Here is a 24,609-nt window from a genome sequence, read left to right as displayed (position 1 = left end):
CATCGATCGAACGATGCTTCATAGACTGGCCTCCTATTCCGTAACAGGAGGGCACCATGGGACTACTGATCGATGGCCAGTGGCACGACCGCTGGTACGCAAGCCGCGACGGCAAATTCGAACGCGAACAGGCCAAGCGCCGGCACTGGGTCACCCCCGACGGCGCGTCCGGGCCCGACGGCCAGGGCGGCTTCAAGGCCGAGGCAGGTCGCTACCATCTCTATGTTTCACTTGCCTGTCCGTGGGCGCACCGCACGCTGATCTACCGCAAACTCAAGGGCCTCGAGCCGCTGATCGATGTCTCGGTGGTCAGCTGGCTGATGGCCGAGCACGGCTGGACCTTCGACAAGTCCACCGGCTCCAGCGGCGACGCATTGGACGACCTCGACTACCTGCATCAGCGCTACAGCCGTGACGATCCGAAGTACTCAGGCCGGGTCACCGTTCCCGTTCTGTGGGATCGCGAGCGCCAGTGCATCGTCAACAACGAGTCGGCCGAGATTATCCGCATCTTCAATGACGCGTTCGACGAGCTGACCGGCTCTACACTGGATTTCTACCCGGAGGCGCTGCATGGCGAAATCGACGCACTGAATGCGCGGATCTATCCGGCGATCAACAACGGGGTCTACCGCGCAGGTTTCGCCACGACTCAGGACGCCTACGAGGAAGCCTTCGACGACCTGTTCCGCGAGCTCGACTGGCTGGAACGACGCCTGGGCAAGCAGCGCTACCTGACCGGGGAGTACCTGACCGAAGCCGACTGGCGCCTGTTCACCACCATCATCCGCTTCGATGCGGTGTATCACGGCCATTTCAAGTGCAATCTGCGCCGTATCGAGGATTATCCGAACCTGTCGAACTGGCTACGCGAGCTGTACCAGTGGCCGGGGATTGCCGAGACCGTGGATTTCACCCACATCAAGAACCACTACTACGCCAGCCACCGGCAGATCAACGCCAACGGGATCGTCCCGCAAGGGCCACTGCTCGGCCTGGATCGCCCACACGATCGCGAGCGGCTACCGGGACGCGGGATATGGTCGCGCTAAGGCCAAGTCCTTTGCCGCGGATCAGGCGCGCAACACTGCGCTGATCATCCCTGTCCCTAGCTTGCCGTACCGTGCTCGAGCATATGGCACATGGCGGTCTTCAGTTTCATCGGCCGCACCGGCTTGTGCATCAGCATATGGCCGAGCTCGCGGACCTGCTGCTTGAGCTCGTTGCTGTAGTTGGCGGTAATCATCAAGGCCGGGAGCGGGCTGGCGCGCCGCGCATTGACGGTAGCCACCACGTCAATGCCGGTGTGGCCGTTGTCCAGGTGGTAATCGGCGATCATCAGATCGGCCTCGGCATGGAAGTTATCCACCTGCCGTGCCAGGTCTTCCTCGGACAGCGCCGTGATCACCTTGCAGCCCCAGCCTTCCAGCAGCGTGCGCATACCCGCGCAGATCGCCGTGTCGTTATCCAGCACCCACACCCGGGCACCCTGCAGCCGCTGCAGCACCAGCTCCGTGGTGCTCGGCTCTGGCCGCGCCTTGGGCGCGCGTTTGGCCAGCGGTACGTCGATGGCGAAGCACGAGCCGCGCCCAGGATGCGAACTGACCCGGATGCGATGGCCGAGCATGCGCGCGATCTTGTCGACGATGGCCAGACCCAGACCGAGGCCGCGATCCTGGTTAGGACGCACGCCCTCCCCGCGCTTGAACTCCTGAAAGATTTCCTCGAGCTTGTCCGAGGCGATACCGACGCCGGTATCCCAGACCTCGATGGACAGGCTCTGCCGGTGCCGGCGACAGCCCAGTAGCACGCGTCCATTGGGCGTGTAGCGAATCGCGTTGGTCAGCAGATTACGCAGGATGCGCGCCAACAGCTGGATATCACTGCGTACCAGCGCCGAACAGGGAATGAAGTCCAGCTGCAGCTGCTCGGCGCCGGCGATCTGGCGAAACTCCATGGCCAGGTTTTCCAGCAGCTCACTGACAGCGAACGGGGCGATATCCGGCTTGATCACGCCGGCATCCAGCTTGGAAATATCGACCAATGTGCCGAGCAGGTTTTCCACGTCCTCCAGTGAATTGCTGATGTTGCGGATCAGCCCGCTGCTGGACGTGCCCGGCTGTTCCAGCAAGGCGCTGGTGAACAGCCGCGCAGCATTGAGCGGCTGCAGCAGGTCGTGGCTGACCGCGGCAAGGAATTTGGTCTTGGACAGGTTGGCCACTTCCGCCTCGCGCTTGGCTTCGCGCAGCCGCGCCTCGACATGGCTGCGCTCGTCGATCTCGCGCAGCAGCTGGTCGTTGAGGCTGGTCAGCTCGGCAGTGCGCTCCCGCACGCGCTGTTCGAGATTCTGATAGGCCTGGTGCAACGCCTCGGCGGTGCGCCGGCGATCGGTGATGTCCTGAATCAGCACGAAGATGCCGGCCACCTCGCCATTGGCCTGCCGGTTCGGCACGTAGGAGCGCAGCATGTAGCGCTGCTGGCCGGCATGGTTGCGCTCGGCCATCTCGAAGCTGACGCTCTCGCCCGACAATGCGCGATCGATGTAGGGCTCCAGTTGCCGCCAGTGCTCGCCACTGTGGACCTCGCGCAGCGACTGGCCGAGCATGCCGTCGCTGGGCCAGCGGTACCATTCCTCGTAGACCTTGTTGGTGAACTCGTAGGTGAGGTCGGCCGACACATAGGCGATCAACGCCGGCACATGGTCGGTGATCAGGCGAATCCAGCGCTCGCTCTCGCGCAGCGCCTCGGCATGGCGGTAACGCTCGGTGATGTCGGTGAAGGTATTGACGAAGCCGCCGGTGGGCAGCGCGTGGGTACGAATTTCCAGCACGCGGCCGTCGAACAGGCGCTGTTCCAGCTCGCGAATCGGCCGGCCGCGGGCGTCACGGCTGTTGGGCGTGAGCAGGGTCAGCTCGCTGTCGGCCATGACCTCCTCGAACGGCCGATGTGCCTCGATCGGCGCCAGCCCGCACAGTTCGAGAAAGCGCCGGTTCCACAGCTCCAGCGCACCCTCGGCGCTGACCATCGCCACTCCTTGGGACAGATTGTCCACCGCACGCTGCAGCAGCCGCGACTTCTGCGCCAGCGCCTGCTCGCGGCGCATGGTTTCGCTGACCTTCACCTCGGTGATGTCGGTGTAGAGAATCACCAGGCCGCCTTCGCGGGTCGGGCGCTCGCTGACCTGCACCCAGCGCCCGTTGTTCAGGCGGTACACCGTGGGCTCATCGCCCTTGCCGCGATGCTCCTCGACGATCAGCCCGGTGCTTTCCGCCAGCCGCCGCACCTCCGCCAGCCGCGTACCGGCGTTGATGCGCGCGCGCGTGCGCGTCCATAGCGACTTGAAGCGGCGGTTGAACAGGACGATGCGCTGGTCGCGGTCGAACAACACGAAGGCATCGGAAATGCTCTCGATGGCATCGACCAGGTGCTGGTGCGCCGTTTCCGCGCGCAACCGTGCATCGCTGAGCAGCTGGTTGCTGCCCTTGAGCTCGGCCATCGCCTGATTCAGCGCATCGGTGCGCTCGCGCACTTGCTCGGCCAGTTCCACCGAGTGCTGGAAGGCGGCGTAGGACGCATCGCGGCCGGCACCGCTGGATTCGACGCGTTCGATCAGCGCAGCGTTGATGCGTTTGAGCTTGAGGTTTTCGCGCTCGAGTTCGGCCTGGCGCGCCAGCAGCTCAGCGACCTGCCCGGCCTCCCGGTCGGCCAATGGCGACGCCGGTGAAGGTCTGGTTGATATGCATGCCATTGAACTGCTCTCCGTAGGTGTTGAAGCCGATCACCTGCTGGCGTCGGAGAAAAGCCGAGGTTTGTTCGCTGGTATCGTTGGCCTCGATTTCCAGGCGGCGAAGGAAGCAATCACAGCCGATCGTAAGCAGCGGTGGGCCGAGGCGCTGTTCCAGTCGCTCGAATAACGCTTCCAGGTTCGGCATCAGCGGCCCCGGCTCCATGGCGGTCAGCACGATGCCGTTCTCCACGGCGCAATAGAAGGTCAGGCTCATGTCCTCGTTGACCTTCTGAATCGAACGCACGTAGTAGTGCTCATTGATTCGCACCGCCAGCGGATGGGCGGCGAACAGCCGATGATCGAGATCGCTGACCGGCACGCCGATCAGCCGTGCGTATTCCTCGGCGGCCGGCTCGGCGTTCAGCTCGTAGACCCGTCGGCTGGTACTGTCGGCGCGGGTCACCACCAGCTTGTCTTCGAGCGGCAGGATGTGGTGAGTGGTGAACACCTCGAAATCCAGCCAGGTGTTGATCAGCACCACGATGGCCGCACCGCTGTAGAAGCGGCCGTCGTAATAGACGTAGGTGTCGCTCAGGTGATTGTCATCGCCGGCCGAACCGCCGAAATGCGGAATGCTGCCGAACGCCGCGCTGAGCGCGGACAGCACCACTTCCTCGCGGCTGGACAGCCCGTCGAGCAGGGTCAGCGCGAAGCTGTGATCCTTGATTGGCGCCAGCGAGTTGCTGCGGCAGTCGCTACCCAGGCGTTCGACCAGTTGCTGCGCCTCGATCAGGCTGAAGCGATCCATCTCATCTATCAGCTCGCAGGCGATGGAAAAGCTCCGATGGTCGAATCCGACCGCCGTCACGCAGCTGCGGCCGTAACCTTGGGAGGTGATCTCGCCCGCCGAGGTGCAACCGACCAGACGCACACCGCCGAAGTACTGGCGCAGCGCATCGCCCAGCGCCGGAAGATCGTATTCTGCCGAACAGAAGAACAGCACGAAGCCCAGATGCGGATGCATCAGCTGGCGCGCCAGGTCCTGGGCCACCGTCTCGGGCAGCCGCGCCTCGGACATCGCGGTGCGGATAACTTCGCCTTGTTGTTCGGTCACGCACGATACCCCGCACCACCTGAATCGGATGACCCCATTCTTGGCCAGGGCATATGGCCCGAAAATGCTACTTGAGTACCGGTAAAGGCCTGCCTAGGTAGCATCGCGACGAAACAACGCGGGCCAGCAACAGTTCCGCTGCCGACAGTGCTCGTCTCAGCCTGTGCAATAGCGAAAAAGGCTGACCCCCTCGCGGGGGCCAGCCTTTCAGGATGCAGCGGTTAGCTCTGCATCGAGGGCGTGGGGACGATCAACGTACCTACCACTGCATCGCAACGGATGACGCGACCTACGGTTCGGCTGCCATCCGCGCCCTGTACTCAGCTTAGAAGCTCAGCGCCGCACCCACTGCGAAGGTGCGGGTTTCCTCGTCCAGCGTCGGGGTGTCCTTGCCTTCGATCTCGAACTGGTTCAGCTCGGCGACCAGGGTCAGGTTGTCGTTGATGCTGTGGAACAGCGCGATGCCGCGGGTTTCGTAATCTGCTTCACTGCCCAGACCGTTGCCATCGTCCTTGGTCTGGCCGTAGGACAATGCCAGGCGGTTCTTGCCGAAGCGGTAGGAGCCTTGCAGCAGGTAGCCGTCGCTATCCACTTCACGCAGCAGCGCCTCGCCAGCATTGTTGGTGAAGAACGGGTTGATGCCCTCGGCCTGGAAGCCGGAGGCGGTCAGCGACAGGTTGCCCATCTTGGCCTGTACGCCATAGCCCAAGCCTTTGGAGTCAACTTTCTCGATGCTGCTGTCGGTATTGTCCGAACTCTGCTGCATGCCGTTGATCCAGGTGTAGAACTGGGTACCACCCAGTTCGAACTCGTAAGTCACCTCGGTTTCGAAGCGTGGGGCTTCCTGGTAGGCCTTATCCAACGCGGTGCTGGTGTCGTCGGTGGTATCTACCGGATCCATGATGCCCGCAGCGATGCGCAGACCGTTCATCTTTGGCGAGCGGTAGGTGATTTGCGAGGTCGGGAAGGGGTACGGGTAGCCGGTACCGATGTTGCCGAAGGAGACGCCACCGCCATCGACCAGGCCCAGCGTGTCACTGACCTGACCATAGCCACTGAGCATCTCGTCGAGCAGGATATTGGAGCGCCCGAACAGGCCGAAGTCCTTACCGAACAGCACTTCACCCCACTGCTCGTTGCCGGCGGTAGCGTAGAACTGACGAACGTCGATACCGGTTTCGGTGCCGTTGCTTTCGCTGTCGTTGATGGTCACCCAGAACGAGGAGCGGCCGCCCAGCTTGAGGTCACCGACCTGCTTGCCGAAGTTGAAGCCGATCCAGTTGGGCAGGAAGCCCATCTTCACCCGAGACTGCTTGCGATCGAACTGCTCGCCGTCCCGCTCCACGTCGCTGTGGACGTAGAAGGTGTTGAAATAACCATCGGTGGAAAAGGTAGTGTCGTTCTCATCATAGAGCACGATCTCAGCCATGGCCGACTGGCTCACGGTCATGGCAACAGCACTGGCCAAGGCCAGTGGCAGCAGGGTTGATACGGCTTTCTTGTTGTTGTGCATGGCGCTCTCCGCTGTATTGACGACTCGCAGTCGTGTCGGGAGCGATTATCGAAAGGCCTCATGGGTGGACATACGCTGCGATAGCGGCGAAAGGCTAGTACTTTCGCCGCGGTCCTGGTCTTGCACGCAAAGCATGCCCTCCCCCACACCCACCGAACGAACCATGGGTCTTACACCCAAAGCAGTGCCGGACACCGACTGCCATGCAGTGGCGATGAACTGGATCGACGAAAAGAGAGACGAGCTATGTCAGCGCTGTAGCCAGCGCGCATCCGGCGCATCGGTGTTGGCGATGACTCGCCAACCGCCTGCGGCACTGCGCAGCGCCTGCAGCTGTGCGGCGATGTCCCGGAGCTCCTGCGTCTTCATCGCGGCGGCGACAGCAGCCGGATGCTCCGGCCCCAACCCGGCCAGTTGGGCTTGCCAGTTATCCTCGACGCGGCGACGCAAATCCTGGGTCGAACCGCCTGCCGAGTCACCGCCAGCCGCGAGCGCGTCTGCCCCCGCAGAGCCCAAGGCGTAGTCGAAGGAGCAGAGAAACTCCTCGATGTGCCGCAGAATTTCCGCAGCCGAAGCCGTCGGCGATTGGACGGCGAAAACGATACCGGCGTGCTCACCGAACTGACGGAAGCCGGAGAACACCGCGTAGCCCAGCTGCAATTCGCTACGCAGGCGGCGAAAGAACGCCCCTTCCATCAGCAGGGCCAGCTGCCGCCAGCCGGCCTCGATGGCGATTGAGCGTGTCGGCAACGGACAGAACAGCACCAGCGCGGTTTCCTCGCCAGGGTCGCCGAAGCGAGACCAGAGGTAGCGCGCGGAAGTGTCTCCTAGCGCACCCACAATAGCGACCTCGGGCACGCCTGGCAGCGCTTGCAGAACATCCTGCAGCGGCCCACTCAGCGTTGCGGGAAGCCCCATGACCAACGCATCCCAGTGCGCATACCGCCAGGCGCCGGCAAGATCGGCCTCGCCTTCGGCTACCCCACTTTCGTCTGCAGTCCGCTCCAGCAGCAGTGGCAGACGCCGCATCAGTTGGCGAATCAGGAGCTCGTCTGCGGAAGGCGACCGGGCCTCATCGAACAGGCGTAGACCTTCGCGCACGGCATCCGGCGAAGGCGCCCGCAGTACCGGAAGCAGGTCTTGCAGCACGAGTGGCAGCGCTTCGGCATAGCCGAACAGCGCCAGACACCAGCTGCCGCCAAAGTCTTCGAAGCGCACCTCCACCCCCGCCTGCGTCGCAGCCGCAAGGTAGGGCCGCAACGCCGACCGCACTATGTGCCAAAGACACTCGCCAGGAGCGTGCGGGGCAAAACGCCAGCGAAGGTAAAGCGCAGCCTGCCCCCCTGAATTAGCGGCAGCTTCCAGCCAGCACAAGCTCGGCGGCAATACCGATGCCACGCGTGGCGTCGGTCGCTCCGTCAGCCAGCGATTGGCCGCGGGGAGGCGCCAGGGCCAGGTGCGCGGCTCCATCTCCGGCAGCGGCTCGTGTCCCAGCGCCAAGGCGAAGCCGCCGTGCACAGCAGAACATTCAATCTGTTGCCCATCGGCCCCGTCGGTAACTGTCAGCACGATTGGCGGCTGGCTCTGCAACCGTGAGCCCAGAGCCACGAATGCGCGCTGCACGCGAGCGCTCTCGATCGATGGTCGCCAGGCAGCGGGATCGATCCAGTAGCGCAGGCGCGCCAAGGGCTCCTTGCCCAGCAGGCCTCGTTCGCGGATACGCACGAAGTCATCCCAGAGCCTGCCCCAATCAGCCTGCTCGGTCATGAAGCGCAGCCATTCGCGGACCGCCGCGACGATCTGCGCACGGGCGGCCATGCCTTGGCCGGTCAGCTGCAACTCCAGACTGATCACGCCCTGATTTTCATGCCAGTAAGGCACGCGCAACGTCGCCGTTTCGCACCAGCCTGTCTCGCGCAGCGTGGCCAGCAGGCTATCGGGCGCCTGTGATGTCAGCCAGGTGCCAAGGAGGTCCAGCGCCACGCAGGTTGCATCCGGCATCTGGTCCAGCGAGAACGCCAGAATCAGGCAAGGACGAGCGTTGGCGACCATCAGCCTCAGCGAGGCACCGGAACCGGCGGGCAGTGGAGGGACCGTTCGCCGGACCGGCGGCGCAGCGGGCAGCCGGCATTCGCTGCAGTCGAGATAGGCCTGCAAGACCTCGATGCTGCAAGGGGCCGCGACCAGTAGCTCCATCTGCCCGGCATGATAGAAGCGTCGATGGTAGTCGCGCAGTACCTGCTGGAAAGCCGGCTCTTCCACGGGCAGCGTTTCGCGATTGCCGGCGTGAAAAGCGCTGAACGGGTGCGATTCCAGTGCGGTACCGATTGCGGCATCGCTGAGGGTTTCGCGGTCGCGGCCGCGCGCGAGGAACTCCGCTTGCAGGACTTCCCGCTCACGTAATTGCGCCGCCGGGTCGAGCAGCGGACGGGCCAGCATGTCGAGCAATCGCTTGAGCGCCTCGCCAAACGCATCGGCCGGGACCTGGAAGAAATAATCCGTGTGCCGCTCACGCGTCGACGCATTCAGCTGCCCGCCACAGCCCTGCACGAAAGGCATCAGGCTGCGATCCTGCGGGTAGGCTTCACTGCCGAGAAACAGCAGGTGCTCGAGAAAGTGCGCCAGTCCCGGGTACTGTACTGGCGCGTCATGCGAGCCGGCATGCACACGCACCAGCGCGGCGGCCTGGCTGCCGGTTGGTAGCGCGATGAATCCCAGCTGCAACCCGCCGGGCAGCGTCACTCGCTCGGGAGGTGAGGAGGTCGGCAGGCCGCTCGCAGTCATGGTTCGCCTCCGGGAGCGCGGAACGCGCTCATTCGGTCAGGTATCCAGCTGACCGGCAAGGAACTGCCGTAGCCGCCGTTGCATCAGCTTGCCGGAGTTGCCCAGGCAGGCTATCGGTGATCCGGTCAGGGCTTCACGGGCCAGCTCCGCCGCCTCGCCAGCCAGCGCCAGCGGGCAATCGATGCCGAGCGACAGCTTGTTGAGCTGACGCAACTGCGCTTCGCGGTGGGGAACGTTGGAAAACAGCACCAGTGCCTGCGGTTTCATCTTGTCGCAGACCAGCGCCAGTTCCTCGAGGGGCTGGCCAATGGGCAACACGCTGACAGCCAGGCTGTCGCCACTCAGCATCAACCCGGTGACCAGCAGCTCCAGCTCGCGCCCCTGCCCCGGCATGGCTGCGAGCAGGACGCGCTCGGCAGAGTGAATACGTGAGAGTTGCAAGCGTTGCAGTACGCGGGCCCGCAGGAACGCATCGAGAAACAGCCACTCGCTGGTGCGGCCGAACTCGTCCTGTCGCAAAAGCAGCTCCTGCCAGATAGGCAGCAGCACATCCTGAAACACCACGGTCGGCGGGTAGGTGGAGAAAATCTGACCGTAGAGCTGCTCCAGACGAGTCTCATCGAAGCTGCTTACCGCCTCGCGCAGCTGCTCCTGCCACTCGCCCCACTCGTTGTTCGCCGCGACGACCGGCTCGTCGGCGTCACGCCCAGCCGCACTGCGGGCGAGAATGCTACCGACCTTGCTGACCGCCACGCCTCGCTCGGTCCAGGCCAGGATGCTGCGCACCGCCTCCACGTCGGCCATCGAGTAGAGACGATGGCCACTATCGGTGCGGGTAGGCCGGATCAGGCCATAGCGACGTTCCCATGCCCGCAACGTGACCGGATTGACACCGGTCAGCCGCGAAACCTCGCGTATGGGGAACAGGTCCTGCTGATTGAAGGCGTTGGCAGCGAGGGTCGAAGCGCCGGAAGAATCGGTCATGAGGGCGGCTCGTTCGAAAAGAGTGCAGCGATTGTAACTCAGCGTTTCCCGACATACCCTCTACAAACATTGTACAAACGTGAGATGCGATGAAATGTCGCCCGATTTGCCGCTGACACTCTACGTTGATCGCAGCTGCCCGCTCTGCGCGCGCGAGGTGCGCTGGCTGGAGCGTCAGGCAGACCCTGCGAGGCTCCTGCTGGTGGATATCAGTGCACCGGACTTCAACCCGGACGGCCTCGGGCGCGAGCTAAGCCAGCTACAGCGACGCCTGCATGCACGCAGCGCCAGCGGACAGTGGCTGACCGGCGTCGACGCGACCTACTGGAGCTGGCGGCTGGCCGGGCATGGCGTCTGGGCCGCCCCGCTCGGTTGGCGACCACTGCGCCCATTGCTACTGCTGGCCTACTGGCTGTTCAGCCTGGCGAGACCGCACCTGGACTGGCTGCCGCATCCCGACGGTGCCAGCCGCTGCGGCACGCAATGCAATCTTGCCGACAAACCGCATGCGATGCCGGGGCGAGCCGACAAGCCGGACTAACCTTCTGCACGCAGCGGCACCGGCAGACCTGCCTCGGGCTCACTGCAACCGGGGCGGCCGATCATCTCGTCATGGCTGACCACCTGCCGCCAATAGACTTCACGTACACCCACGCCGTGCAAAACCCGCTTCAGGCTGCCCTGATCAAGCCAGACGCTACGCTCACCTTCGGCAAACTGCCGTCGCTGGCCCTGTCGATCGATCACCCAGACGCTGTATCCGCAGCAACGCAAGCCATGCAGCTCGACTCGTGCGACTTTTCCCCTGAGCAGCGCCAAACGCAACCCGAACCTGGATAGCTTCTTCACCGCCGATTCCTTTACAGATTTCCCGATTTGCACAACGCAGGCCGGTGCAGGCAGCGCTGGGATGCCCGCCCCCAGGCTTATGCTCGTTGAAGCGCAGCGTATTCCTATACATTTAGTTGTACAAGATTATATCTTCGTATAGCTTTATCGGCAGCAGCGCTTCGCTTTCAAGCGTGCCCACCAACGCAAGCGCGTTTTTCCACAAAGGAATTCGTCATGAACGATCTATCTGGTCACTACCGCGAAATACTGTCCGGCCTCGGCGAGAACCCGGAGCGTGAAGGCCTGCGCGACACCCCGCTGCGCGCGGCCAAGGCCATGCAATACCTGTGTGGTGGTTACCAGCGCAGCCTTGAGGAGATCGTCAATGGCGCGCTGTTCGCCTCGGACAATGACGAGATGGTGATCGTCAAAGACATCGAGCTCTACTCGCTGTGTGAACACCACATCCTGCCTTTCATCGGCAAGGCGCACGTGGCCTACATCCCTACCGGCCGCGTGCTCGGGTTGTCGAAGGTCGCGCGGATCGTCGACATGTTCGCCCGCCGCCTGCAGATCCAGGAAAACCTGACCCGCCAGATCGCCGAGGCCATCCAGGAAGTCACCGGCGCGGCTGGCGTCGCGGTGGTCATCGAGGCCAAGCACATGTGCATGATGATGCGCGGCGTCGAGAAGCAGAACTCGGTGATGAACACCTCGGTAATGCTCGGCGCCTTCCGCAGCTCCTGCAACACACGCATGGAATTCCTCCAGCTGATCGGGCGGGGCCAGTGATGCCGCGCCTGGAACCCGGTATGGCGCGCATTCGCGTAAAGGACCTGCGCCTGCGTACATACATCGGCATCAACGAGGACGAGATCCTCAACCGGCAGGACGTGCTGATCAATCTGACGATTCTCTACGGCGCCGTGGAGGCGGTGCGTGAAAACGACATCGAGCAGGCGCTCAACTACCGCACCATCACCAAATCGATCATTCGTCATGTCGAGCAGAACCGTTTCGCCCTGCTCGAGCGCATGACCCAGGAAATCCTCGACCTGGTGATGGCGCACCCAGCGGTGTGCTATGCCGAGGTGGAAGTCGACAAGCCCCATGCGCTGCGCTTCGCCGACTCGGTATCGATAACCCTGGCGGGAAGCCGCTGAGTCCATGCCATGAGCCGCCGCCCGCTGATCGCCCTGCTCTGCACGCTGTGGCTGCTGCCCGCCGTCGCGTCAGCCAGCTGGCGCGAGGTGCTGCCCGACGCCCGGCTGGTGGGCGAAGGCCAGCTGCGCTTCTTCGGTTTTCGCATCTACGATGCACGACTCTGGAGCCCCACGAGCCCGCTGCGACCGCAAACGCCCTTCGCCCTGGAACTGACCTACCACCGCGCCATCAGTCGTGACGACTTCGTTCGTACCAGTCTGGAAGAAATCCAGAGGCTGGCCGGCGCAACGCTCGACTCCACGCAGCTTCGCCAGTGGCGTGTCGAGATGCAGCAGGCCTTCGTCGACGTCACGCCGGGCGAGCGCATCACCGGGGTTTACCTGCCCGGCCAGGGCTGTCGGTTCTACGTCAACGACCGCTTGCACCACGAGGTGAGAGATCCGCTATTCGCCGATGCCTTCTTCGCCATCTGGCTCGATCCACGCAGCCGCGACCAGAAACTGCGGCGCAACCTGCTGGGTGAGCCGTGAAGAATAGGGCGCTGGCAGCGTACGGCGTACTCGGCCTGCCGTTGGCAATGGCCATGCTGCCGATCTACGTACTGGTGCCGAATTTCTATGCAGCGGACCTCGGGCTTGGGCTCACGTTGACCGGTGCCGTGCTGTTCCTTGCGCGGCTGCTGGACACCGTCCAGGACCCCTGGCTCGGTCGCCTGATCGATCGCCGCTCGCCGCGCGGCTGGACCGCCCTGCTCGCCGCTGCCGCCGCGCTGCTGAGCCTGGCTATGGCGGCCCTGCTGATTCCACCGGGCGGCTTTGGCACCTTCGCGCTTGCCGCATGGCTGGGTGGTTTGCTGGCACTCACCTACACCTTGCACAGCCTGGTCAACATCACCTATCTGGCCTGGGGCGCGCGGCTATCCGATCACCCCAACACCCGGACCCGCGTCGCCGCCTGGCGCGAAGGCGCCGGGCTTTTCGGCGTGGTGCTGGCCAGCGTGCTGCCGAGCGCGATAGCGAATCGATACGGCATGGCGACCGGACTCGCTGCGTTCGCGGTGACCTTCGCCGTGCTGCTTTACATCGGCACCGGGACGCTGCTGTTCGCCGCGCCTCGACCGCAGCGAGCCTTACGCGCCGATACTGGCAACTGGCGACAGCCATTGCGCAACCCGGCCTTTCGACGGCTGGCGGGCGTGTATTTCATCAATGCGGTCGCCGTGGCAATTCCCGCCACGCTGGCGCTTTTCTTCATTACCGATCGCCTGCAGCTGGCGCGGCTGACCGGACTCTTCCTGACGCTCTACTTCGTCAGCGGCGCCCTTGGCCTTCCACTCTGGACCCACCTGGCCGATCGCATCGGCAAACGGCGCAGCTGGCGGATCGGCATGCTCACCGCCTGCGCCGCGTTTATCTGGGCGGTGCTGCTGGAACCCGGTTCCGCGTGGGCCTATGGGGCGGTATGCATCCTTTCCGGCCTCGCCCTCGGGGCGGACCTGGCGCTGCCACCGGCACTGCTGGCCGACATCATCCCGGTCGATGAGCGCGACTCGACCGCTGCCTATTTCGGCCTGTGGAGCTTTCTCGCCAAGCTGGCGCTGGCACTCGCCGGCCTCGCTCTGCCATTGCTGGCGCTAAGCGACTACCAACCGGGCACTGCGGCCGGCTGGAACCTTGCGCTGGTCTACGCCGGCCTGCCCTGCCTGCTGAAGCTGCTGGCGGCGTGGCTGCTCACATCCCTGCCCTGCGGAGAAACGCAACCATGAAAAAGCTATTGATCCTGGCTTGCTGTCTGATGTTGCTCAGCTGCACCGCCGTCGACGTCGAACACTACCGCAACGAGGAACCGCAGCTGGATCTGCGCCGGTACTTCGTCGGCACGGTGGATGCCTGGGGCATGTTCCAGAAGCGCTCCGGCGAGGTGGTCAAGCGCTTCCATGTCGAGATCGAAGGCAGCCTCGATGGCGACAAGCTGATCCTCGACGAACATTTCCGCTACAGCGACGGCACCACCCAGCAACGCGTCTGGACCCTGACCGAGGAACGCCCCGGACACTGGCGCGGCACGGCTGCAGACGTTGTCGGCGAGGCCGTTGGTGAAGTGGCCGGCAACGCCCTGCGCTGGCGCTACGTACTCAGCCTGCCGGTGGATGGCAAGGTCTACGACGTACACCTGGACGACTGGATGTACCTGATCGACGAAAACACGCTGGCCAACCGTTCGTTCATGAGCAAGTTCGGCGTGGAGGTTGGCCAGGTCACGTTGTTCTTCCGCAAGCGCGGTGATTGAACGAGCCGCATGGCAGAGCACTGATTGGGTCAAGTTGTTCTAGAATGCGCCGCATGACCCTTCAGGATGCCGCCACATGATCAACGCCAAGCTGCTGCAACTGGTTATCGAAGCCTCCAACGATGGAATCGTGGTCGCCGAGCAGGAGGGTGACGACAACATCCTGATCTACGCCAACCCGGCGTTCGAGCGGCTGACCGGCTACGCCGTGGACGACATCCTCTACCGCGACTGCCGCTTCCTGCAGGGCGACGACCGCGACCAACCGGGCCTGCAGGCCATCCGCGAGGCGGTGAAGAACAACCAGCCGTGCCGTCAGATCATCCGCAACTACCGCAAGGACGGCACACCATTCTGGAATGAGCTTTCCATTACGCCGGTGTTCAACGAGGCCGATCAGCTGACCTATTTCATCGGCATCCAGAAGAACGTCACCGCCGAGGTGGATGCGCTGCAGCGGGTCGAAGCACTCGAGGCAGAGATCCGCGAACTCAAGGCCCAACTCGGTCAGGCCTGAACCCACCCACACACGCCCCTCCCGGCGCGCCGCGCCCGCAGCGCGCCCCGCACCCTTTCTCCCAGTTACCGTCCGGTCGCTCGACTGTGGAATAATGGCAAACAGCCATTTCACCAATCCTGATGTGGGTATGCATGCCCTAGGATGATGTCTTGACCATAAATGCCGTTGTACAGAACGCGGTCATGCTGCTCGCCCTCTGCTGGCTGCTCGCGTTCACCACCCGCAGCTGGAACCGGAGCGGTCAGCTTTCTGCACAATTGCTTGCCGGGCTCTGGTTCGGCAGTGCCTGCATCATCGGCATGCTGATGACCAGCGTTGGCGAGACCGGCATCATTCTCGACGCACGCACCGTGGTGCTAAGCATGGCCGGCCTGTTTGGCGGACCGCTGGTGGCTGCCATCGCCGGCACGCTGGCGGCCGCCTACCGCCTGTGGCTCGGCGGGCCCGGCGTCGTCCCAGGCATTGCCAATATTCTGCTGCCGATTGCGCTCGGGCTGGCCTACTGCTGCGCGTATCGCAAGCGTCTGCTCAGCATCGGCTTCTGGCAGCTGCTCGCCTTCGGCGTGCTGCTGCATCTGGGTGTCCTGGCGCTGGTGGTCCTGATGATTCCCGGCGAGCTCGGCACCGCTGCAGCGCGGGAAATCGCCGTGCCGGTACTGCTGGCTCTGCCCCTCGCGACCGCAATCCTCGGCGTGCTGCTCAAGGACCTGCTCGAACGCAGCCAGATCGAACAGGCACTCAGGCTGAGCGAAGCGCGGCTGCGCGCCATCGGCCAGGCAATCCCCGATCCGCTGCTGGTGGTCGACGAGGACGGCCGTTGTCTGGACGTTATCTGCTCCGAACGCAACCTGCTGTATGGCGACGCCATCCGGCTGCACGGCAAGAACGTGCAAGAAGTGATGCCGGAGGCAGAGCAGCAGCGCTTTCTTGACTTCATCCAGCAGACGCTCGAAAGCGACACGCCTCAACTAATGGAATACAGCCTGCCGACACGGGTCGGTCAGCGCGTGTTCGAAGGCCGTGCGCTGCCTCTGGAGCAACCGCCAGGATACAAGCGCGCGGTGGTCTGGCTGAGCCGCGACATCACCGAGCGGTTCAACACCGAACTGGAGCGGCGGATTGCGGCGATTGCCTTCGAGTCCCAGCAAGGCATGCTCATCACCGACGCGCAGAACCGGATTTTGCGCGTCAACGGCGCTTTCACGCGTATCAGCGGCTTCACACCCGAAGAAGCCATTGGCAACACTACCGCCCTGCTCGCTTCCGGCAAGCACGGCCGCGAGTTCTACCGGGCGATGTGGACCAGCATCGAGACGACCGGCGCCTGGGAAGGCGAGGTCTGGAATCGGCGCAAGAGCGGCGAGATCTATCCCGAGTGGCTGACGATCAGCGCTGTGCGCAATTCCCTTGGCGAGGTGACGCACTATGTGGCCGCCTTCACCGACATCACCGATCGCAAGGCGGCCGAAGAACGCATTCACAACCTTGCCTTCTATGACCCACTCACCGGTCTGCCCAATCGTCGGCTGCTGCTGGATCGGCTGCACCAGGCAATGGCCGCCAGCCGGCGAAACGGCGAACTCGGCGCGCTGATGTTCATCGATCTGGACAACTTCAAGAACATCAATGATCTGCATGGCCATCAGACCGGTGACCAGGTGCTGCGCCTGGCTGCCGAGCGGCTGCACAAAGAGGTCCGCGGCAGCGATACCGTGGCTCGACTGGGCGGCGACGAGTTCGTGGTAATGCTCGAGAATCTCGGACCCGACCCGTTACAGGCGGCCTCGCAGGCCGAACACATCGGCATGAAACTGCTCAGTTCGCTGGATCGACCGTACCGTATCGACAACCTCGGTCTCTACAGCAGCGCGAGCATCGGCGTGGTGCTGTTCGGCACGGAGAGCAGCACCAGCGACGAGCTGATGAAACGTGCCGACATGTCAATGTATGAAGCCAAGATATCCGGCAAGAACGCCTTGCGCTTCTTCGACCCGCGCATGCAACTGGCCGTGCAGGAGCGTCTGCGCCTGGAGGATGAGATCCGCCAGGGCTTGAAGAACGGCGAGTTCATCCTGCACTTGCAGCCCCAGCTGGAACAGCACGCGGGCATCGTCGGCGCCGAGGCACTGGTGCGCTGGCAGCATCCGCAGCGCGGGCTGCTCGCGCCCGGTGCATTCATCGCCCAGGCCGAACACGCCGGGTTGATCCATGCGCTGGACCAACAGGTGCTCGGCAAGGCCTGCGAACAACTGGCACTCTGGGAGAAACAACCGGCGTTCGCCGGGCTTACCCTTTCAGTGAACCTGAGCGCCCATCTGCTCTATCAGGACAGCTTCGTCGCCAACCTGCTCGAACTGTTGCGAAGCAGTGGTGCCAATCCGTCCAGGCTCAAGCTCGAACTGACCGAAACCCTGCTGCTGGACAACATGCCCGAGGCGATCGCCCGCATGACGCAGCTCAAGCAGCACGGCATCCGTTTCGCCATCGATGACTTCGGTACCGGCTATTCGTCGATGAGCTATCTGCAGCAGCTGCCGCTGGATCAGTTGAAGATCGACCAGACCTTCATTCGCGGCCTGCCAGAAGACGCCAGCAGCCTGACCATCGTGCGCGCCATCTGCGCCCTGGCAGCCGGGCTTGGGCTGGAAGTCGTCGCCGAAGGGGTCGAAAGCGAGGCCCAGCGGGCAGTGCTGCTCGGCAACGGTTGTCACCGTTTTCAGGGTTATCTGTTCGGAAGACCGATGGCGCTAGACGAGTTCGAGCGGATGTTCATCGATCACGTGGCCTGAGCGGCGCCGCCGGGCAATAAAAAGGCGCCTGGACGGGCGCCTTCTGGCACGGGCTCAAAGCGCGAGGGGCGCACGGCCGCAGAGCTTGACCAGTGCCTGCACCCAGTCTTCATGGGTATTCAGGCAGGGCACCAGCACCAGTTCCTCGCCGCCGGCCTCGGTGAACTGCTCACGCCCGCGGTCGCCGATTTCCTCCAGGGTCTCGATGCAGTCGGAAACGAATGCCGGGCACATCACCAGCAGCTTCTTGACGCCCTGCTCGGCCAGTTCGTCCAGTCGCGTCTCGGTGTACGGCTCGATCCACTTGGCGCGGCCCAGACGCGACTGGAAGGACACCGACCACTGATCGTCGCGCAGACCGGCGCGAGCGGCGAAGCCCGCCGCGGTACGCATGCACTGTGCGCGGTAACAGCTGGCCAGCACTTCACCTTCGGCGCGCTGACAGCAGTCATCGCCCTTCAGGCAGTGCGCGCCGGTGGGATCGCTCTTGTGCAAGTGCCGCTCCGGCAACCCGTGAAAACTCAGCAGCAGGTGATCGAACGGCTGCTCAAGGTACGAACGGGCGCTGGCCACCAGCGCTTCAAGGTACTCGGGCTCTTCATAGAACGGCTGCAGGATCGACAGCTGCACGCCCAGATCATGTGTGCGGACGACCCGTCGCGCTTCCTGAATGACCGTGGTGGTGGTGCTGTCGGCGAACTGCGGATACAGCGGCGCCAGGGTGACCTGAGTGATGCCCTGGGCCGCCAGGCGCTTCAGTGTGCTTTCGATGGAAGGTTCGCCGTAACGCATCGCCAGCTCCACTGGCCCCTGCGTCCAGTGCGGACGGACCGCCTCCTGCAGGCGCCGGCTGAGCACCACCAGTGGCGACCCCTCCGGCCACCAGATGGAGGCATAGGCATGCGCCGATTGTTCGGGGCGCTTGATCAGAATGAGTGAAACCAGCAGGCGCCGCAGCGGCCAGGGCAGATCGACCACATAGGGGTCCATCAGGAACTGGTTGAGGTAGCGGCGTACATCGGCGACTTCCGTGGAGGCCGGCGAACCCAGATTGACCAACAACAACGCCTGCTCTGTCATGCAACTTTTCCAACGACTGATGATTAGGATTGACGCCCGGCTCCAAGCGGCAGGCGCGCTATTTTCACACAGGGCCTCGCGTTCAGCGATGCGTCAGAAGGTCGGCAAGCGCCTGATCCAGCTCGGCGAAGCGAAAGCGGTAGCCTTCGTCCTGCAGCTTTTTCGGCAGCGCGTGCTGGCCACCGAGCAACAAACCCGCCAGCTCCCCGAGGGTCGCCTTCAGCACAACCGCCGGCACCGGCAAGCACGTCGGCCGATGCAGGCACCGACCAAGGCTGTGGGTGAAGTCGGCGTTGCGCACCGGCGCCGGCGCGCAGGCATTGTAGGGGCCTTCAGCGGTCGGCTGCCGCAGAACAAAATCAATCAGACCGATTTGATCTTCGATATGGATCCAGGGCATCCACTGTCGGCCGCTGCCCAGGCGCCCGCCCAGCCCCAGCCTGAAAGCCGGTAGCAGCCGTTTCAGGAAGCCACCGTCGCGAGCGAGGACCAGCCCGGTACGCACCAGCGCCACGCGGATGCCCAGCACCGACGCTTCCATCGCCCGCTCCTCCCAGGCGCTGCACAGCTGGCTGGCGAAATCCGCGGTGACCGGCTGATCGGCCTCCGTCAGGCGATGCTCGCCGCCGTCACCGTACCAACCGACTGCAGAGCCGGAGATCAGCACGGCCGGCTTCTGCTCACGCTTGCCCAGCCAGTCGACCAATTGCTCGGTCAACTTCACTCGGCTATCCCAAAGCAGCGCCTTGCGTGACTTGGTCCAGGGCCGGTCAGCGATCGGTGCCCCGGCCAGATTGATCACCGCGTCCAGCTGCACCCTGTCGAGCTGTTCAAGACTGCCAACGCCCTGAACCTCAGCGCCGCACAGCCGGGCGACGCGATCCGGCGTACGGCTCCAGACCCACAGCCGATGCCCCTCCGCCAACCAGCGCCGGCAAAGCGCTCGGCCAATCAGCCCGGTACCGCCAGTCAACAAGATGTTCATGGTGAGCTCCTGTGCGATGCAGCCGCGCCCAACGGACAGCTACATTCAGCATACACCTATACAGACGAAGGCAAACGTACAGCACTTTAGCCCTCATACCCCTGCCTTTCGCCACCTCAAGACCCGTCTTCCGATCAAGATCGGCCCTCGCCAAATCGCTCCAGCGGAGACGGGGCGACGGCCCCAGACGTGTTCGATGGTTACTTTGTACAGGAAATACAGCTTACTTGTACATCTGATATTGACTTGTACAACATCTGCAATATGATGACCTCAAGTTGTACATCAATCCTGTTTGTACAAGTGAGGTACGTCATGCACACCACACTCCCCACGCCCAAGATCGGAATCAGCGCCTGCCTGCTGGGCAATCCGGTGCGCTTCAACGGCGGCCACAAGGAATCGCGTCTGTGCAGCGAAACCCTCGCACAGCACTTCGAATTCGTGCCGGTGTGCCCTGAAGTGGCTATCGGGCTCGGTACGCCGCGCGAGCCTATCCGGCTGGTAGGTGACACCGAAATGCCGCGGGCGGTTGGCACCGTTCGACCCGAGCTGGACGTGACCGATGCACTGGCCGCCTATGGCCGGCAGATCGCCGAACAGCTGCACGACATCAGTGGCTACATCCTGATGCAGAAGTCGCCGTCCTGCGGCATGGAGCGAGTGAAGGTCTATGCCGCCAACGGCCATACCCTGCCCGGTGGCGGCACCGGCGTGTTCGCCCAGGCGCTGATGCAAGCGCGGCCGGACCTGCCAATAGAGGAAGACGGCCGGCTGAACGATGCCGTGCTGCGCGAGAACTTCCTGACCCGCGTCTACGCCTACGCCGACTGGCAGCGACTGCTGCATGGAGGTCTGACGCGCCGCGCCATCGTCGACTTCCACTCCCGGTACAAGTACCAGCTGATGGCCAGCAATCCGTTGCAGTACAAGGCCCTCGGCCGGCTGGTGGCGAACCTGGCCGAGCACGATCTGGACGAATTCGCCGCGCGTTACTTCAGCCAGATGATGCTGGCGCTGAAGAAGCCTGCCACCCGCGGCACGCACTGCAACGTGCTGTTGCATCTGAGCGGCTACCTGAAGGATGCCCTGGGCTCCGAGGATCGCCGCGAGATGCGCCACCTCATCGATCAATACCGCGCCGGGGTGATTCCGCTGGTGGTGCCGCTGACGCTGCTCAAGCACCACTTCCGCCGCCATCCCGATCACTACATCGCGCGCCAGGCCTACCTGCAACCGCACCCGGAAAGCCTCAGCCTGCGCAACGGAATCTGACCATGCCCGAACCACTGGACCAGAGCCAGATGACTGCGGACGGCCTGTTGCCGATCCGCGAAGTAGCCCGCATCACCGGTGTCAACGCCGTGACCCTGCGCGCCTGGGAGCGGCGTTACGGACTGATCGTGCCGTTGCGCACCGCCAAGGGCCATCGGCTGTACGAAGAGGCGCATATCCAGCGCATCCGCGACATCCTCACCTGGCTCAACCGCGGCGTGGCGGTCAGCCAGATCAAGCCGCTGTTGGACACCAGCACGCCCCCGGAACTGCCTCAGGCGAACCAGTGGTCGGAGCTACTGGACGAACTGCTGCAGGCCATCGAACGCCTCAGCGAACGGCGGCTGGACGATGCCTTCAATCGCGCCATGGCGCTGTATCCGCCACGCACGCTATGCCAGCACCTGCTGCATCCGTTGCTGGATCGGCTCGACATGCGCTGGCAGGGGCAGTACGGCGCCGCGCTGGAGCGGGCGATGTTCAGCTCCTGGCTGCGCAGCAAGCTGGGCACGCGCATCTACTTCAACAACCGCCAGCAGGCCGGCCGGCCGCTACTGATCGTCAACCTCGACGAAGAAGCCTTCAGCCCCGATCTCTGGATAGCCGCCTGGCTGGTTTCCAGCACCGACTGCCCGGTGGATGTCGTGGAATGGCCGGTTCCGCTGACCGAATTATCTCTGGCGCTGGAGCGCATGCGGCCACGCGGCGTCCTCCTGCATGCCAGCAAGGCGCTGCCTGGCGACTGCCTGCAGCGCCAACTGCCACGCCTGCTCGAACATAGTGCCGCGCCGCTGTTGCTGACCGGGCCGGCTGCCCACATCCACGCGCTTGAACTGCGCCGCCACCGCGAGCTGCTACTGGCCGATCACCCGCTCGGCGCACTGCAGCAGTTGCATGAAGCCGGCCTGCTGCCCGGTAGTGAAGGACGTTCATCATGACCCAGCTGCTCTGGCTGCGCAGCGATCTGCGCGTCAGCGACAACACCGCGCTGGCCGCTGCGATGGCAGCCGGCCCGACCGTCGCCCTGTACCTCATCACACCGTGCCAGTGGCTCGCCCACGACGATGCCCCGTGCAAGGTGGATTTCTGGCTGCGCAACCTCGTCGCGCTATCCGAGCAGCTGCACGCACTTAACGTGCCATTGCTGATTCGTGAAGTGGACGACTGGACGGCGGCTCCCGATGCCCTGCTCAGGGTCTGTCAGCAGCTGGGCGTGCAGGGCGTGCATTGCAACGACGAGTACGGCGTCAACGAGCAGCACCGCGACCAGGCAGTGGCCGAGCGCCTGCAGGGCGCCGGCGTCAGCCTGCGCCGGCATCTGGATCAGCTGCTGTTCGCGCCAGGCACGCTGCGCACTCAATCCGGCGGCTACTTCAAGGTGTTCAGCCAGTTCCGCAAGGCCTGCCTGGCGCGGCTGAGCGTTTCGCCACCACTCTGTATCCCGCGACCGGCGGCTCAGCCACCCTTGCCCATCGTCAGCAATCCGCTACCCACGGCAGTGGCCGGCTTCCCGCCGCCGACCGATTATCTGCGCGCACTCTGGCCGGCCGGCGAGGCCTTCGCCCAGCGCCGCCTGGCCTCGTTCGTCGAAGACGACCTGGAGCAATACCACCAGCGCCGCGACTTGCCGGCCGAACCGGGCACCAGCCAGCTTTCGCCCTATCTGGCGGCCGGCGTGATTTCCATCCGCCAGTGTCTGCATGCCGCTCTCTGCTACAACCGGGGCGAACTGGACAGCGGCGCCAGCGGTGCCACGACCTGGATCAACGAGCTGCTCTGGCGCGAGTTCTACAAACACATCCTGGTGGGCTACCCACGGGTGTCGATGCACCGCGCCTTCCGCCCGGAAACCGAGGCGCTGCCCTGGCGGCGCGCCCCGTACGAGCTGGAAGCCTGGCAGCAGGGCCGCACCGGCTTTCCCATCATCGATGCCGCCATGCGCCAGCTGCGTGAAACCGGCTGGATGCACAATCGTCTGCGCATGATCACCGCCATGTTCCTCAGCAAGAACCTGCTGATCGACTGGCGTGAGGGTGAGCGCTGGTTCATGCGCCACCTGATCGATGGCGACCTGGCCGCCAACAATGGCGGCTGGCAGTGGAGCGCGTCCACCGGCACGGATTCAGTGCCCTACTTCCGCCTGTTCAATCCCACCAGCCAGTCGCAGCGCTTCGATCCGGACGGTCAGTTCCTGCGTCGCTGGCTGCCTGAGCTGCAACACCTGAGCCGCCGGGACATTCACAGCCCGGCCACGCATCACAACCTGTTCGGGGTCATCGAATACCCCACGCCGATCGTCGATCTGGGGAAAAGCCGCGCGCGCGCCCTAGATGCCTTCCGCAATCTGCCGGAGGGTCGGCCATGAGCGCCTTCCTGCAACGTTTCGCAGAAGATTTCGCCCGCCTGAACGCGAGCAATCTCGAGCGCCTGGCGGACCTGTACAGCGCTGATGTGCATTTCACCGACCCGCTGCACGAGGTGTGCGGCCTGGATGAACTGCAGCGCTACTTCAGCGAGCTGTATGCCAACGTCGAGCAGCTGCATTTCGAGTTCATCGGCCATGATCTGGTCGCAGACGGTCAGGGTTATCTGCGCTGGGTCATGAGTTACCGCCATCCGCGGCTCAATCGGGGCCGGCTGATCAGCCTGGAAGGCTGCTCGCTGTTGCGCTGGAACGCCGAAGGCAAGGTCGAGCGGCACCGCGACTACTTCGATGCCGGCGCGCTCATCTATCAGCATGTGCCGCTGCTCGGCAGCGCCATACGCTGGCTGCAGCGGAGACTCGCATGAACCTGTCACGCCGTATCTGGCTGACCGGTGCCAGCAGTGGCATCGGCCAGGAACTTGCGCGTCAGCTGTTGGCCGCTGGTCACTGCCTGGCCCTGTCGGCGCGTCGCGCGGAGCCACTCGAGGCCTTCGCCCGGCGCTATCCGGGGCAAGTCCTGGCGCTGCCCGGTGACCTCACCGATCTCGAACAGGTACGTGCCATCGGCGCGGCCATCGATTCGCATTGGGGCGCGCTGGACAGCGTGATCATCAATGCCGGCACCTGCGAGTACATCGAGGTGCAGCATTTCGAAGCGGCGCTGCTTGAGCGCGTGATTCAGACCAACCTGATCTCGGCCGGGTACTGCATCGAAGCCGCGCTGCCCCTGTTGCGCCGGGGCGTGCGGCCACAACTGGTCGGCATCGGCAGCTCGGTCACCTGGCTACCGTTGCCGCGGGCTGGCGCCTATGGCGCCTCGAAAGCCGCGCTGCGCTATCTGCTCGAATCCCTGCGCCTGGACCTGGCCGGCGAAGGGATCGACGTCACCCTGGTCAGCCCGGGCTTCGTCGACACCCCGCTGACCCGCCGCAACGATTTTCCGATGCCCCTGCGCTGGCCGGTCGAAAAGGCCGCGCGGCATATCGCCAGGCGCCTGGAGCGTCGCCCGCTGAACATCAGCTTCCCCGCTGTATTCATCGGCGGCCTGCGCCTGCTCTCACTGCTGCCCGCGCGCCTGCAACTCGCCCTGGGCCGGCGAATGGCCCGCTCGCAGTTCAAGGAAGGATAA

General features: G+C 64.0%; 22 protein-coding genes. 14 read left to right on the top strand and 8 right to left on the bottom strand.

The window, feature by feature from the left end; translation table 11 throughout:
• Positions 1–56: 56 nt before the first annotated feature.
• Complete coding sequence (locus OUY36_RS10365) at positions 57–1,052, top strand: glutathione S-transferase family protein (protein WP_267937936.1); 996 nt, start codon at positions 57–59, stop codon at positions 1,050–1,052.
• 56 nt (positions 1,053–1,108) lie between these two features.
• Here OUY36_RS10365 and nahK read toward each other — a convergent pair whose 3' ends face one another.
• The 5 genes from nahK to OUY36_RS10340 all read right to left on the bottom strand — a co-directional run bounded on the left by nahK (position 1,109) and on the right by OUY36_RS10340 (position 10,122).
• Positions 1,109–3,748: a hybrid sensor histidine kinase/response regulator NahK/ErcS' gene (nahK, locus tag OUY36_RS10360; protein ID WP_253751572.1), complete on the bottom strand. Its 2,640-nt coding sequence runs from the start codon at positions 3,746–3,748 to the stop codon at positions 1,109–1,111.
• The gene (gene nosP / locus OUY36_RS10355; RefSeq protein WP_110777174.1) at positions 3,678–4,841 is read right to left on the bottom strand and encodes a nitric oxide-sensing protein NosP; all 1,164 of its coding nucleotides are present in this window, start codon (positions 4,839–4,841) and stop codon (positions 3,678–3,680) included. Before nosP ends, nahK begins: the two co-directional genes overlap by 71 nt.
• Positions 4,842–5,166: 325 nt before the next feature.
• Complete coding sequence (locus tag OUY36_RS10350; protein ID WP_063543182.1) at positions 5,167–6,354, bottom strand: porin; 1,188 nt, start codon at positions 6,352–6,354, stop codon at positions 5,167–5,169.
• Positions 6,355–6,603: 249 nt separating this feature from the next.
• Positions 6,604–9,138: a pyrroloquinoline quinone biosynthesis protein PqqF gene (gene pqqF / locus OUY36_RS10345; protein WP_267937935.1), complete on the bottom strand. Its 2,535-nt coding sequence runs from the start codon at positions 9,136–9,138 to the stop codon at positions 6,604–6,606.
• 36 nt (positions 9,139–9,174) lie between these two features.
• The gene (locus OUY36_RS10340) at positions 9,175–10,122 is read right to left on the bottom strand and encodes a MerR family transcriptional regulator (protein WP_110777177.1); all 948 of its coding nucleotides are present in this window, start codon (positions 10,120–10,122) and stop codon (positions 9,175–9,177) included.
• A gap of 94 nt (positions 10,123–10,216) precedes the next feature.
• Between OUY36_RS10340 and OUY36_RS10335 the strand changes: the two genes are divergently transcribed.
• The gene (locus OUY36_RS10335) at positions 10,217–10,663 is read left to right on the top strand and encodes a thiol-disulfide oxidoreductase DCC family protein (RefSeq protein ID WP_267932761.1); all 447 of its coding nucleotides are present in this window, start codon (positions 10,217–10,219) and stop codon (positions 10,661–10,663) included.
• Here OUY36_RS10335 and OUY36_RS10330 read toward each other — a convergent pair.
• Entirely contained in the window at positions 10,660–10,971 is a 312-nt protein-coding gene (locus OUY36_RS10330; protein WP_174214565.1) for a DUF6482 family protein, read from the bottom strand. The genes OUY36_RS10335 and OUY36_RS10330 overlap by 4 nt on opposite strands.
• Positions 10,972–11,187: 216 nt before the next feature.
• Here OUY36_RS10330 and folE point away from each other — a divergent pair, with 216 nt between their 5' ends.
• The 7 genes from folE to OUY36_RS10295 all read left to right on the top strand — a co-directional run bounded on the left by folE (position 11,188) and on the right by OUY36_RS10295 (position 17,715).
• The gene (gene folE / locus OUY36_RS10325) at positions 11,188–11,745 is read left to right on the top strand and encodes a GTP cyclohydrolase I FolE (protein WP_063543190.1); all 558 of its coding nucleotides are present in this window, start codon (positions 11,188–11,190) and stop codon (positions 11,743–11,745) included.
• On the top strand, positions 11,745–12,116 hold the full coding sequence (folX, locus tag OUY36_RS10320) for a dihydroneopterin triphosphate 2'-epimerase (protein ID WP_102841203.1): 372 nt from the start codon (positions 11,745–11,747) through the stop codon (positions 12,114–12,116). The genes folE and folX overlap by 1 nt, the downstream gene beginning before the upstream one ends.
• Positions 12,117–12,125: 9 nt before the next feature.
• Positions 12,126–12,647, top strand: a complete 522-nt coding sequence (locus OUY36_RS10315) for a chalcone isomerase family protein (protein WP_156245927.1) — start codon at positions 12,126–12,128, stop codon at positions 12,645–12,647.
• Complete coding sequence (locus tag OUY36_RS10310) at positions 12,644–13,882, top strand: MFS transporter (protein ID WP_267937934.1); 1,239 nt, start codon at positions 12,644–12,646, stop codon at positions 13,880–13,882. The genes OUY36_RS10315 and OUY36_RS10310 overlap by 4 nt, the downstream gene beginning before the upstream one ends.
• Positions 13,879–14,406: a DUF3833 domain-containing protein gene (locus tag OUY36_RS10305; RefSeq protein WP_267937932.1), complete on the top strand. Its 528-nt coding sequence runs from the start codon at positions 13,879–13,881 to the stop codon at positions 14,404–14,406. The genes OUY36_RS10310 and OUY36_RS10305 overlap by 4 nt, the downstream gene beginning before the upstream one ends.
• A gap of 76 nt (positions 14,407–14,482) precedes the next feature.
• Positions 14,483–14,923, top strand: coding sequence for a PAS domain-containing protein (locus OUY36_RS10300; protein ID WP_125868947.1), 441 nt, complete (start codon positions 14,483–14,485; stop codon positions 14,921–14,923).
• A gap of 152 nt (positions 14,924–15,075) precedes the next feature.
• Positions 15,076–17,715, top strand: a complete 2,640-nt coding sequence (locus OUY36_RS10295; RefSeq protein ID WP_267937929.1) for an EAL domain-containing protein — start codon at positions 15,076–15,078, stop codon at positions 17,713–17,715.
• 54 nt (positions 17,716–17,769) lie between these two features.
• Here the strand turns inward: OUY36_RS10295 and hemH are convergent, their stop codons facing one another.
• Together hemH and OUY36_RS10285 are read right to left on the bottom strand one after the other, a co-directional pair.
• Positions 17,770–18,795 (bottom strand): ferrochelatase, encoded by a 1,026-nt coding sequence (hemH, locus tag OUY36_RS10290; protein ID WP_063543204.1) that lies wholly within the window; start codon positions 18,793–18,795, stop codon positions 17,770–17,772.
• Positions 18,796–18,877: 82 nt separating this feature from the next.
• The gene (locus OUY36_RS10285) at positions 18,878–19,780 is read right to left on the bottom strand and encodes a TIGR01777 family oxidoreductase (protein ID WP_267937928.1); all 903 of its coding nucleotides are present in this window, start codon (positions 19,778–19,780) and stop codon (positions 18,878–18,880) included.
• A 315-nt stretch (positions 19,781–20,095) separates the two neighbouring features.
• Here OUY36_RS10285 and OUY36_RS10280 point away from each other — a divergent pair, with 315 nt between their 5' ends.
• From OUY36_RS10280 to OUY36_RS10260, 5 genes are read left to right on the top strand one after another with little or no spacing between them, the layout of a single operon-like run.
• Entirely contained in the window at positions 20,096–21,055 is a 960-nt protein-coding gene (locus OUY36_RS10280; RefSeq protein ID WP_267937927.1) for a YbgA family protein, read from the top strand.
• Between the two features lie 2 nt (positions 21,056–21,057).
• Positions 21,058–21,993 (top strand): MerR family transcriptional regulator, encoded by a 936-nt coding sequence (locus OUY36_RS10275; protein WP_267937925.1) that lies wholly within the window; start codon positions 21,058–21,060, stop codon positions 21,991–21,993.
• Positions 21,990–23,420: a deoxyribodipyrimidine photo-lyase gene (gene phrB / locus OUY36_RS10270; RefSeq protein WP_267937924.1), complete on the top strand. Its 1,431-nt coding sequence runs from the start codon at positions 21,990–21,992 to the stop codon at positions 23,418–23,420. The genes OUY36_RS10275 and phrB overlap by 4 nt, the downstream gene beginning before the upstream one ends.
• Positions 23,417–23,845: a nuclear transport factor 2 family protein gene (locus OUY36_RS10265; protein ID WP_267932753.1), complete on the top strand. Its 429-nt coding sequence runs from the start codon at positions 23,417–23,419 to the stop codon at positions 23,843–23,845. The genes phrB and OUY36_RS10265 overlap by 4 nt, the downstream gene beginning before the upstream one ends.
• Positions 23,842–24,609, top strand: coding sequence for an SDR family NAD(P)-dependent oxidoreductase (locus OUY36_RS10260; protein ID WP_156245937.1), 768 nt, complete (start codon positions 23,842–23,844; stop codon positions 24,607–24,609). The genes OUY36_RS10265 and OUY36_RS10260 overlap by 4 nt, the downstream gene beginning before the upstream one ends.

The organism is Stutzerimonas sp. R40042 (assembly GCF_026642215.1).
Lineage (GTDB): Bacteria > Pseudomonadota > Gammaproteobacteria > Pseudomonadales > Pseudomonadaceae > Stutzerimonas > Stutzerimonas frequens.
Note: the sequence above shows the minus strand (reverse complement) of the source record. Positions and strands in the feature narration are given on the sequence as shown.